Raw genomic sequence first — 11,569 nt, forward strand, 5'->3', positions numbered from 1 at the left:
CACGCGCTCTTGCCGCTTGTAGCTTGCCGCTTGCCGCTTGCCGCCGTTCAAACGGAGATCTTCATGCCGCATTTCATCATTGAGTACACCGACAACATCGAGCAACAGGCCGACCTGCCCGGCCTGTTCGAGAAGGTCCACGCCAGCCTGGGCGCCAGCGGCGTGTTCCCCCTGGGTGGCATCCGCAGCCGCGGCGTGCGCCTGGACAGCTGGCGCATGGCCGATGGCAAGCATGACTACGCCTTCGTCCACATGACTCTGAAGGTCGGCCACGGCCGTGACCTGGACACCCGCACCCAGGTTGCCCAGGCGCTGTTCGAGGTGATCACCGCGCACTTTGCCGAGCTGCAAAGCCAACGCCTGCTGGCGCTGTCGTTCGAGATGATCGAGCTGCACCCGCAACTGAATTTCAAGCAGAACAACGTTCACGCCTTTCTCCAGAACCAGGCGGGCTGACGCACAGCCACCCTCCCCCCACGGCCCTCTGACAAAAAGTACAAGATCATGAGCACAGCCAATACTGCCGAACACGCTGCCCTTGCCCAACATGACTCGACCCACAGCAAGATCACCTGGCGGCTGATGCCGCTGCTGCTGATCTGCTACCTGTTCGCTCACCTGGACCGCATCAACATCGGCTTTGCCAAGATGCAGATGAGCAGCGACCTGCACTTCAGCGACACGGTCTACGGCTTCGGTGCCGGGCTGTTCTTCATCGCCTACGCGCTGTTCGGCGTACCGAGCAACATCGCCCTGGACCGGGTCGGCCCACGGCGCTGGATCGCCACCCTGATGGTGGTCTGGGGCACGCTGTCGACCAGCATGCTCTGGGTCGAATCGGCCTCGGGCTTCTACGTCCTGCGCTTTTTGCTGGGCGTGGCCGAAGCCGGCTTTTTTCCCGGCATCCTGGTCTACCTCAACCGCTGGTACCCGGCCCGTCGCCGTGGGCAGATCACCGCGCTGTTCGCCATCGCCGTGCCCATGGCCGGTGTGGTCGGCGGGCCGTTGTCGGGCGGCATCCTCGAACTGTTCCACGACGCCGCCGGCCTGCGTGGCTGGCAGTGGATGTTCCTGATCGAAGGCGCGCCGGTGATCCTGCTCGGCCTGGTGGTGCTCAAGTGCCTGCCCGACAGTTTCGACAGCGTGAACTGGCTCAGCAGCGAAGAAAAGCTGCAACTGCGCGAACAGCTGAACCAGGAAGAACAACGCAAATCCATCACCTCGTTCGGCGGCATCCTGCGCGACAGCCAGGTCTGGCTGCTGGTGGCGGTGTACTTCGCGGTGATGCTGGCAGTCAACACCCTGGCGTTCTGGATGCCGACCCTGATCCACGGCGCCGGCATCGGCAGCGATGGCCGGGTCGGGCTGCTCAGCGCCGTACCGTATCTGGCCGGTTGCCTGTTCATGATTGCCTGCGGGCGCTCCTCCGACCGTCAGCGTGAACGCCGCTGGCACCTGTGCGTGCCGCTGCTGATGTCGGCCCTGGGCATTGCCATCGCCGGCCTGTCGCCAGGCAACCCGGTGATGGTGCTGGGCGGGTTGATCATCGCCGGCATGGGCGCCAGCGCCGCCTTGCCGATGTTCTGGCAACTGCCGCCAGCGTTCCTGTCGAACACCACCCAGGCCGCCGGCATCGCCCTGATCAGCTCGTTCGGCAGCATCGCCGCGTTCCTCGCCCCGTACCTGATCGGCTGGATGCGCGACACCACCCAGAGCGCCAGCCTGGCGCTGTTCGTGCTGGCGCTGTTCATCACCCTCGGCGGCCTGCTGGTGCTGCGCACCAAGGCTGCCATCGTCAACCCTCAGTAAGAGATTTAGCCATGCTTGACCACAGCCAGATCCTGCAAGCCGCCGCCCAGCTCGAGCGCGCCGAACGCAGCCGCGAACAGGTGCGGCAGTTCTCCCTGGAGCACCCGGGCATCAGCATTGAAGACGCCTACGCCATCCAGCGCGCCTGGGTCGCGCAAAAGATCCAGAACGGGCGCAAGCTGGTCGGCCACAAGATCGGCCTGACCTCGCGGGCCATGCAGGTGTCGTCGAACATCACCGAACCGGACTACGGCGCGCTGCTCGATGACATGTTTTTCGACGAAGGCAGCGACATTCCCTTCGAGCGCTTTATCGTGCCACGGGTCGAGGTGGAGCTGGCCTTCGTGCTCGGCAAGCCGCTCAAGGGGCCGAACGTGACCCTGTTCGACGTGCTCGACGCCACCGAGTGGGTGATCCCGGCGCTGGAAATCATCGATGCACGCATCCAGCAGATCGACCCGCAGACCCAGGCCACGCGCAAGGTCTTCGACACCATCTCGGACAACGCCGCCAACGCCGGCGTGGTCATGGGCGGGCGCGCGGTGCGCCCGGGCGATATCGACCTGCGCAAGGTGCCGGCGGTGCTCTACCGCAATGGCGTGATCGAAGAGTCCGGCGTCTCGGCGGCGGTGCTCAACCACCCGGCCAAGGGCGTCGCCTGGCTGGCCAACAAGCTGGCGCCATACGACGTCACCCTCGAAGCCGGGCAGATCATCCTCGGTGGCTCCTTCACCCGCCCGGTGGCGGCCAACCCCGGCGATACCTTCCATGTCGACTACGACATGCTCGGTTCGATTGCCTGTCGTTTCGTTTGAGGACTTGCCCATGGACATGCCCGTCAACCGCTTCAAACAACGCCTGCAACGGGGCGAGGCGCAAATCGGCCTGTGGCTCGGCCTGGCCGAGCCGTACTGCGCGGAACTGGCCGCCAACGCCGGTTTCGACTGGCTGCTGATCGACGGCGAACATGCGCCCAACGACCTGCGCGGCATGCTCGGCCAGTTGCAGGCCATCGCCCCCTACCCGGCCCAGGCGATCATCCGCCCGGTGATCGGCGACACCGCGCTGATCAAGCAAGTGCTGGATATCGGCGCGCAAACCCTGTTGGTACCCATGGTCGAAAGCGCTGAACAGGCACGCCAGCTGGTACGCGCCATGCACTACCCGCCCAAGGGCGTGCGCGGCGTGGGCAGTGCCCTGGCACGGGCGTCGCGCTGGAACAGCATCCCCGGTTACCTGGAGCAGGCCGATGAGCAAATGTGCTTGCTAGTGCAGATCGAGAGCCTTGAAGGGCTGCAGAACCTGGATGCGATTGCCGCGGTCGAAGGCGTTGACGGGGTGTTTATCGGCCCGGCGGACCTGAGTGCGTCCATGGGTTATCGCGGCAACCCCGGCCACCCTGAGGTGCAGGCGGCGATTGAACAGGCCATTGTGCAGATTCAAAAAGCCGGCAAGGCGGCGGGGATTCTCAGTGCCGATGAGGCCTTGGCGCGGCGCTACCTGGAACTGGGCGCCGGGTTTGTCGCGGTGGGGGTGGATACCACGGTGCTGATGAGGGGCTTGCAGGGGTTGGCGGGCAGGTTCAAGGGGGGGGTGGCGCCGGCTTCATCCGGCCCTTCGGTGTATTGACTGTACTGGCCTCATCGCTGGCAAGCCAGCTCCCACAGGTTCGGTTTACAGAGGACCTTGTGGGAGCTGGCTTGCCAGCGATGCGGTCACCGACCGACTTGCTTCAACTCCTCCAGCAACCCCAGCAGCGCCTGCAACTTCTGCTCGCCGAACTGCTCCTGAATCCGCCGGTAGTTGCTCTCCATGCACTGGCTCATCGAAGCAAAAATCTCCTCGCCCCTGGCCGCCAGGTTCACCAGCACCCGGCGCTGATCCTGCTCGGCCTTGCGCCGGCTGACCAGCCCGGCCGCCTCCATGCGCACCAGCACCCCGGTCATGCTCGGCTTGAGGATGCAGGCTTGTTCCGCCAGGCGGTAGATCTCCATTTCGCCCTGCTGGCGCAGGATACGGATCACCCGCCACTGCTGCTCGGTCAGCCCGTGCTGGTTGAGCGAGGGGCGAAAGAAACGCATGGCCGCTTCGCGGGCTTGCAACAAGGTCAGGGTCAGGGACGGGCGCGGTTGGGGCATGGAATGGCTAATCATCAGGCTATTTTGTTAACACTTTAACAAAATCAACGCCTTGCCACAGCCCTGGCACCGGCAGTCAAGCCCGGCGGCACGCAGGGTCAAGACGCAGGCGCCGTACAAGGCCTTAATAGAGCCCATCAGTACTCCACTTTTCAGGCAGCGCCATGATCAACATCGAAACGCCGACCTACTACACCGCCACCAAAAAATACAACCTGAGCTTCCCGACCCTGGAAGAGGACGTGGACGCCGACGTGGTCATCATCGGCGGCGGCTTTTCCGGGATCAACACGGCCCTGGAGCTGGCGGAAAAAGGCATCACCAACATCGTCGTGCTCGAAGCCCGCTACCTGGGCTTTGGCGGCACCGGGCGCAACGGCGGGCAGATCATGGCCGGCATCGGTCACGACCTGGAGAAGATCAAGCAGCACGTCGGCGACGATGGCTTGCGGCAGATCTTCGAGATCAGCGACCTGGGTGCCGACATCATCAAGCAGCGCATCGCCAAGTACGCCATCGACGCCGACTTCTGCCATGGCTACGGCTACATGGGCTTCAATGCCCGCCAGGAAAAGACCCTGCGCGCCTGGGAAAAAGACTTCAAGTCGGTCAATTCCCAGCACGAGATCCGTTTTCTCGGCGGCAGCGAGGTCAAGCAGATCATCGGCTCCGACGCCTACAGCAGTGCCCTGCTGCACATGGGCGGTGGCCATGTGCATTCGCTGAACCTGTTGCTCGGCGAAGCCAAGGCGCTCAGCGAACACGGCGTGCGCATCTTCGAGAACAGCCCTGCGCTGCAGGTGCAGTACGGCGAGCGCATTCGCGTGCGCACCGGGCGCGGCTCGGTCACCGCCAGCAAGCTGCTGTGGGCCTGCGACAGTTTCCTCAACAAACTGGAGCCGGAGCTGCACCGCTCGACCATCAACACCTACGCCTTCCAGATGATGACCGAGCCGCTGTCGGACGAACTGATCCAGCGCATCAGCCCGATTCGCGGCGCCTACAGCGACATCCGCCCGGTGATCGACTACTACCGCGTGACCAACGAAAACCGCCTGCTGTTCGGTGCCGCCACGCCGCTGGTCGAGCACATCCCGCGCGACCTCAAGGCCTGGAACCGCAACCTGATGCTGAAGATCTTCCCCTACCTCAAGGACGTGAAGATCGACCTGGCCTGGGGCGGGCCGATGGCCTGCAGCCCCAACCTGTTCCCGCAGATCGGCACCCTGCCCGGTCGGCGCAACGCTTTTTACGTGCAAGGTTATTCCGGCTTTGGCGTCACCCCCAGCCACATCATCTGCAAGGTACTGGCCGAAGGCATGAGCGAAGGCTCGGCGCGCTATGACCTGATCAGCTCGGTGCCACGCCCGACCATCCCGGCCAAAGACCCACTGCGCGCGGTGCTGCTGACCGCGGGCAAGTCCTGGCACCAGTTGTCCGGCTACTGGAATGGCCGGCGCTGAAACCCATTGTTTTCAACCCTCAAGGAACACTGCCATGACCCTGACTGCCGTTAAACAGAACATCCAGCTCAGCGAACTCGACGCCTGGGGCACCGTTGCCGACCTGGGTTCGGAAATACTCGAAGGCGAAGTGCGTGCTTTCGGCAAGATGACCTTCGGCGCGCCGACCGACCCGGTCAGCAGCGCCTACTTTGGCACCACCAGCGGCAAATTTCGCATGGTCTACCCATTCAACGAACAGGCCGTGGTGGTGACCGGCCAGGTGCGTTTGACCGACGAAGCAACCGGCGTCAGCCGCACCTACAACCAGGGTGACAGCTGGTTCGTGACCAAGGGCACGCCGGTGTTGTGGGAGATTCTCAGCGAGAGTTTTGTGAAGCATTACTTTGCAGTAGCCTGACAAAAAGCATCGCTGGCAAGCCAGCTCCCACAGGTACTGCATGCACCGAACCTGTGGGAGCTGGCTTGCCAGCGATGAGGCCCTATAACCTGGCCAACGATTCCCCAAACAAGCGCCACAATGCCGCCAAGCGCCGCTCGAACGCCCCCGCCCCCGCATAGATCAACTCGACATTCAAACTATCGACAATCCCCAGGTAGCCATCGCCATACAAGCGCTGCGGCTCCTCATCCAGCCCCGGTGCATAGCGGTGCAACGCCAGGGCAAACAACTCGCCCAACCTCGCCAGGTACGCCTCGAACCCGGCACTGATCACCGGTCGCAATTCACTGGGCGGAAAGAACGCCGTGCGCAGCATGAAGCGCAAATGCGCCGACGCCTGGTAGCGCTGATTCAAGCGCTCGGCAAAACGCTGCCCCGGCAACTCCCCGGCCGTCACCTTCTCGGCAAAGCAGGCCTCCAGGTACTCATGTTCGGCTTGCAGGGCCCGCGCATAGACCACCTGGAACAGGTCATCCTTGCCAGCGAAATGCGCATACAACGACGGCTTGCGCATGCCCGCGGCGGCGGCGATGTCGTTCAGCGACGAGGCGTCATAACCCAGCTCGGCGAACTGCTCGACGGCAATCGCGCAGATCTTTTCTGCCGACGGCGTCAGGCTTCTCATAACGGTGTCTCCCCCAACAAATACGGATCAATGGCCAGCCAGGCTCTGCAGGTGCGGCTCGGCATGGCGGGTGCTGATGTGCACCAGCAGCGCGACGAACACCGCCGAAAGGCCGAGTAGCAGTGCCCAGTACGCCGCACCCAATGGCGCCATGATGCCCGACAATGGCGTGGCGAACGACGAAATGATCAACTGGAAGGCGCCGAGCAAGGCGGCGGTCGAGCCCAGGGCCTTGCTCTGCGAGGACATCACCAGCGACATCAGGGTGGCTTCGGCAATGCCCAGGCCGAACATCGCCACGGCCATGCCGGCAACGATGCCCACCAGCCCCGCCGCACTCAGTGCCCCAGCCAGCACCAGTACGGCCCCCACGAACATGCACGCCGCGCCCCAACGGGCCAGACGCACCAGGCCCTTGCGCGCCACCAGGCGGCCAGCGGTGATGGCGCCGAGCAAAATGGCCACACCGGTGGCACCGAACAGCGTGCCAAAGGCTTCCACCGACAGGCCGAAATGGTGCTGGTAAACGAAGGCCGCCCCGCCGATGTAGGCAAACAGAAAGAAGAACACCGCCGACAAGGCCAGGGCCGGGCGCAGGAACTGGCGGTCGCAGGCGATGCGCACGTAGGTGCGCAAAAACTCACGCGGTTGCCAGGCCATGCGTTGGTCCTGGGGCAAGGTCTCCTTGAGCATCACTGCCGAGTTGAGCAGCACCAGCACGCCCAATGCCGCCAGCACCAGCATGATCGCCCGCCAGCCAAAGTGCGCACCGACAAAGCCGCCCAGCGCCGGGGCAATCACCGGTGCCAGGCCTTCGATGGTCATCAGCAAGGCAAAGATCTGCGCCGCCCGCGCGCCCTCGGCGACGTCGCGGACCATGCTCATGATCACCACCAGGGTCAGGGCGCTGCCCAGGCCCTGGATGAAGCGCGCCAGCAGCAGGCTGTTGAGGTCTGGCGCCGCAGCGGCGGCCAGGGAGCTCAGGACGAACACCAGCAAGCCGGCGAGCAATGGCCGGCGCCGGCCAAGGGTATCGACCAGCGGACCGAACAGCAGTTGCCCGGCGCCCATGGCCAGGAGGAACACGGTCAGGGTCAACTGCACCCCGGCATAGGAAGTGGCGAACTCACTGGCAATGCTCGGCATGCTGGCCAGGTACATGTCGACCGCCGAGGGCCCAAGGGCGCCGATCAGGGCCAGGGAAATGGCGAAGCCGACCCGGGCGGTCGGCGTGGAGGCTGCACTGTGCATAGGCTCGATTCCAGATAAAAGCGGGACCTGGCTGGCGCTTATCGCTCAACCTACCTATCGGTAGGTAGCCAAGTCAGGCGAGCCTATACAGACCGCATCCTGCGGTCAAGTCAGCGGCGATGAAACGGTGATCAGGCCAGGCTGCTGGCGCGGTAGTCCTTGGGCGATTGCTCGAACTGCTTCTTGAACGAACGGCTGAAATGCGCCGAGTCGGTGAAGCCCCATTTGTAGGCGATGGTGGTGATCGACTCGCGCTTGAGCACCGGGTTGGCCAGGTCGGCGGCGCTGCGCTTGAGGCGCGCGCGCTGGATGTAGCGGCAGACGCTGTCGCCCTGCTCTTCGAACAGGCGGTAGAGGTGGCGTACGGAAATGTTCAGGCGGTTGGCGAGGTTGACCGGGGTCAGGTTGGCCTGGCCGAGGGAGTCATCGATGACTTTTTGCACGTAGCTGCGCAGGTTGGCGCCCTGCAACGAGGCCGGCAGCGCCGTGAGGTCATCGCTGCCTTCAAGGGCCGAACCGAGCAATGACAGGAAGGCGCTGTGCAGTGCCTGCCCCTCGCCCTGCTCGTCGTCAGTGGCACTCTGCTCCTTGCACAGCTGGTCCATCAGCAGGTGCAGCATGCGCCCGCAGGCGCGGGTCTGGGAGATCTTGCCGAAGGTGCGGCTGTCGTTGCCCAGTTGCTTGCACACCTCGGCCCGCGACAACGACAGCGAGGCATGTTCGATCAGGCCGAAAGGCATGATCTCGCAGGCGCCGGCGGCATCCATCAGGAGCATCTCGCCGGGTGCGAGCTGGATGCTGATGCCGTTCTGGGTGATCTGCGAAAAGCCGGTGCGCTGGCTGACCAGAAAGCAATGCTGGTCGTTGTCGCGGTCACTGTTCAGGCCCTTGCGGCGGATCAGCCCGGCATTGGTGCGCAGGTTGGCCAGGGCCAGGCCGCCGCGCGACCAGGTGGAAATCTCGCCGATGAACAGCGAGGGGTTGAACGTAAGTTCCGTCTCATACACCCCGCAGATGTTCTGCATGGTTGCGTTCCAGCGTTCCAGCGCAGGGCTGCTGGCGTGATGGATACTCATGGGTACCTCCACAATGGCATCTTGTTTTTGTTGGGCAATAGTTAACATGTTATCTATGTGCGCGCAACTTGCTTGAAGCAGCCAGAGTGAAAGCAGGTTTGATGCCAGATGGCCGGGTCAGAGCCCGGCCAATAGCGCCGGCAAGCCTTGCAGCGCGGCCAGCAGGTGCTGGTGTTGCTCGGGGCTCAGGCGAATGTAACGACGAAAGGCCGGCAGGCGGTTGACCACTTCGCTGGCGCCGATGTGCTCGAGGGTCAGGGTCCACTGGCCGTCGCACCTTTCCAGCAGCAGGCGCTTGAAGTCCAGGGGCATCAGCGCCTGCAACAAAGCCGCCTCCGCCTGCAGGCGGCGTTGCAGTTCGGCCTGCAACGCCAGCTCGCCCTTGCGCAGGCGAACCCGCAGCCCGCTGCGCCGCCATGACCCGCTGTGGTGCAGCTCAAGGCGGGCATTGCCCTGCCCTGTGGCAGGCAGCGTCAGGCTGAACTCGGTCAGCACCAGGTGCATGAGCAATTGCGCTTCACAGCGCTCGCGCACCTGCACCGCCTGCCCGGCCCAGTCGAAGCGGCCCAGGCCGGGGGCGACAACTTCAAAGCTGTCCAGGCCCAGGTTGCGTTGCACCTTCTCAAGGGTCAGCCCCGGTCGATAGCCGGCCGGCGCCCGTTCAGACAGCTTTTGCCACAGTTGGCGCAGGGCAATAGCCATGAGCAGTCCCCGGTTGGTGAGCGAATTCCCGCGCCAGCACCTCTTCCACCGAGGCCGGCTTGAACGGATTGACCTTCTGCACCACCAGCGTCCAGAACAGCGCATACACCGCCGTGCCGGCCAGCATCAGGCCGAAGGGCACGTAGATGTCGGCCGGGTCCATGCCTGGCGGGGTGATGAACGCCATGCCCAGGACAATCCCGACGGTAGACAGTATCTGCGGCAGCGGGAACAGCGGCGAACGGTAGGCCCGCGGCAGGTCCGGGCGGCGGATGCGCAGGATCACCACCGACAGGGTCACCAGTAGATAGGCCGTGCTCCAGGCACACACTGCCGCCAGCACCAGGTGCATGATGCGGTCGGTGTTGCCGCCCAGCCACAGGGCATGCAGGCACGGAATCAGCGCGGCGACCAGGATGCACAGCAGCGGCGTTTTAAAGCGTGGGTGCAGGTAAGTGAAAACCTTGGGCAAGGCGCCGTCGACGGCCATGCCGTAGAGAATCCGCGGCACCCCGGCCATCAGCGTATTGATGGTCGCCGCACCGGCGAACAGAAAACCGATGCCCAGCCACAGCGGGCCGATATCGCCCATTACCTGCTCGGCAAAGCGCGGGATGGCCATGGGTGTGTCCAGCAGGTGCACGCCGCTGGCGGCGTCGAGCAGCACGTTCTCGACCTGGCGTTTCATCGCCGCGCCATAGATGAACATGCACGCCGCCACCCCGAGCAGGCCCAGGGCCATGGCCCGCGGCATGCTTTTGGCCGACTGGCGCAGGTCCGGGGCCAGCGGCGTGACGAACTCGCAGCCAACGAACATGAACATGGCCATGCCCACCAGCGAGAGGATGGTCATAAGGTCGGTACCCACCAGCGACACGCCGAACCAGCCCTCCAGTTCCACGGCCGGCGCGGCCACCAGGCCGAGCACGCCAAAGACCATCAAGGTGGTCCACATGCCGAAGGTGAGGATGATCTCGGCCTTGCCGAAAGCACTGACGCCGAAGGCATTGAGGATGGCGAAGATGATCACGAACCCCACACCCAACAGCCACGAACCACCGGCCGACTCAGCCAGGGTGTTGAGGTGCTCGAAGTTCACCAGGGCCATGACCCCGGCCAGCATGGTCTCGGCGGTGCCGGCAAAGACGTGGACGATCAGGTAGGCCGACAGCGTACCGGTAATGGCGAAAAAGCGCCCCATGCCGCAGTTGATGTAGTCGTACACCGCGCCGGTGGTCGGCAGGATCGACGCTGCCTCGGCAAAGGTGGTCGCCTGCGCCAGCATCATCACCACGGCAATCAGCATGGCCACGGCGAAGGCACTGCCGCCGATGCCGAAGCCCATGGTCGCAGTGAGGATCACCGGGCTTGCCATGATCAGGCCGATGGTACTGGCAAGGGCGGTGGGAAAGCCGACCGTGCCACGATTCAGGTGCGCACTGAGCGTGTCGTTGAGCGACATGGCAAAAGACCTCGAGCAGAAGGATGACAGTGGTCCTACTCTGCGCTCGGTGGCAATGGCGGTCTTGCCCGTGGCTGCCGTGAAGGTTGGAGCTGGCTGCCAGGTTCAGCCCGTGGCCGGCAGGCGCACGCAATCGTGCGGACCGAGCAGGCGGCCATCGGCGGCACGCAGCTCCAGGGCCTTGACCGGTTGGCCGTGTTCACGGTCGACCAGTTGCGAGTGGGCCTCGCCCTCAGCGAAGTAGAACGCCTCGCCCCACTGGCGCAAGCCAACGATCAAGGGGAACAGGCCCAGGCCTTTTTCGGTGAGCACGTATTCCTGATAGGCGCTGCCCTCGGACACCGGCACCAGCTCGAAGATCTGGTGCTCGACCAGCTGGCGCAGGCGGGTGCTGAGGATGTTCTTGGCCAGGCCGAGGTTGCGCTGGAACTCACTGAAGCGCTTCAGGCCGTCGAAGGCATCGCGCACGATCAGCAGCGACCACCAGTCACCAATGGCATCGAGGGAACGGGCCACCGGGCATTCGGCGTCTTGCAGGCGGGTGCGTTGAACCATGGGAGATCTCGCCAGGAAAAGTGGTTGCAATATAAAACCGGTTTCT

Annotated in this window: 13 protein-coding genes; 6 read left to right on the forward strand and 7 right to left on the reverse strand. The window is 64.1% G+C overall.

Annotated features, from left to right (window positions below; translation table 11 throughout):
- Window positions 1–63: 63 nt before the first annotated feature.
- Genes ABM562_RS13660 through hpaI form a run of 4 tightly spaced genes read left to right on the forward strand, consistent with a single transcriptional unit; the run spans window position 64 to window position 3,438 of the window.
- Window positions 64–456 (forward strand): 5-carboxymethyl-2-hydroxymuconate Delta-isomerase, encoded by a 393-nt coding sequence (locus ABM562_RS13660; protein WP_115087198.1) that lies wholly within the window; start codon window positions 64–66, stop codon window positions 454–456.
- A 48-nt stretch (window positions 457–504) separates the two neighbouring features.
- On the forward strand, window positions 505–1,809 hold the full coding sequence (locus ABM562_RS13665; RefSeq protein WP_115087199.1) for an MFS transporter: 1,305 nt from the start codon (window positions 505–507) through the stop codon (window positions 1,807–1,809).
- Window positions 1,810–1,820: 11 nt separating this feature from the next.
- On the forward strand, window positions 1,821–2,624 hold the full coding sequence (hpaH, locus tag ABM562_RS13670; RefSeq protein WP_115087200.1) for a 2-oxo-hept-4-ene-1,7-dioate hydratase: 804 nt from the start codon (window positions 1,821–1,823) through the stop codon (window positions 2,622–2,624).
- Window positions 2,625–2,634: 10 nt separating this feature from the next.
- On the forward strand, window positions 2,635–3,438 hold the full coding sequence (hpaI, locus tag ABM562_RS13675; RefSeq protein ID WP_115087201.1) for a 4-hydroxy-2-oxoheptanedioate aldolase: 804 nt from the start codon (window positions 2,635–2,637) through the stop codon (window positions 3,436–3,438).
- Window positions 3,439–3,524: 86 nt separating this feature from the next.
- Here hpaI and hpaR read toward each other — a convergent pair whose 3' ends face one another.
- Window positions 3,525–3,947, reverse strand: a complete 423-nt coding sequence (gene hpaR, locus ABM562_RS13680; protein WP_115087202.1) for a homoprotocatechuate degradation operon regulator HpaR — start codon at window positions 3,945–3,947, stop codon at window positions 3,525–3,527.
- Between the two features lie 164 nt (window positions 3,948–4,111).
- On the opposite strand from hpaR, the gene ABM562_RS13685 reads away from it, so the two are divergent.
- Window positions 4,112–5,410: an NAD(P)/FAD-dependent oxidoreductase gene (locus ABM562_RS13685; RefSeq protein ID WP_115087203.1), complete on the forward strand. Its 1,299-nt coding sequence runs from the start codon at window positions 4,112–4,114 to the stop codon at window positions 5,408–5,410.
- 34 nt (window positions 5,411–5,444) lie between these two features.
- Window positions 5,445–5,810, forward strand: a complete 366-nt coding sequence (locus ABM562_RS13690) for a cupin domain-containing protein (protein WP_134063147.1) — start codon at window positions 5,445–5,447, stop codon at window positions 5,808–5,810.
- Window positions 5,811–5,892: 82 nt separating this feature from the next.
- Here ABM562_RS13690 and ABM562_RS13695 read toward each other — a convergent pair whose 3' ends face one another.
- From ABM562_RS13695 to ABM562_RS13720, 6 genes are all read right to left on the reverse strand, one after another.
- The gene (locus ABM562_RS13695; RefSeq protein WP_460422328.1) at window positions 5,893–6,477 is read right to left on the reverse strand and encodes a TetR/AcrR family transcriptional regulator; all 585 of its coding nucleotides are present in this window, start codon (window positions 6,475–6,477) and stop codon (window positions 5,893–5,895) included.
- A 27-nt stretch (window positions 6,478–6,504) separates the two neighbouring features.
- A complete protein-coding gene (locus ABM562_RS13700; RefSeq protein WP_258579147.1) occupies window positions 6,505–7,728 on the reverse strand; it encodes a multidrug effflux MFS transporter in 1,224 nt (407 codons plus the stop codon).
- A 131-nt stretch (window positions 7,729–7,859) separates the two neighbouring features.
- Window positions 7,860–8,804, reverse strand: coding sequence for a transcriptional regulator FeaR (gene feaR, locus ABM562_RS13705; protein ID WP_115087207.1), 945 nt, complete (start codon window positions 8,802–8,804; stop codon window positions 7,860–7,862).
- A 117-nt stretch (window positions 8,805–8,921) separates the two neighbouring features.
- On the reverse strand, window positions 8,922–9,506 hold the full coding sequence (locus tag ABM562_RS13710) for a DUF3156 family protein (protein WP_115087208.1): 585 nt from the start codon (window positions 9,504–9,506) through the stop codon (window positions 8,922–8,924).
- The gene (locus tag ABM562_RS13715; protein ID WP_115087209.1) at window positions 9,466–10,968 is read right to left on the reverse strand and encodes an APC family permease; all 1,503 of its coding nucleotides are present in this window, start codon (window positions 10,966–10,968) and stop codon (window positions 9,466–9,468) included. Before ABM562_RS13715 ends, ABM562_RS13710 begins: the two co-directional genes overlap by 41 nt.
- A 105-nt stretch (window positions 10,969–11,073) precedes the next feature.
- Entirely contained in the window at window positions 11,074–11,523 is a 450-nt protein-coding gene (locus tag ABM562_RS13720; RefSeq protein WP_233674265.1) for a winged helix-turn-helix transcriptional regulator, read from the reverse strand.
- Window positions 11,524–11,569: the final 46 nt, after the last annotated feature.

The sequence above is a fragment of the Pseudomonas sp. ZL2 genome, from assembly GCF_054788455.1.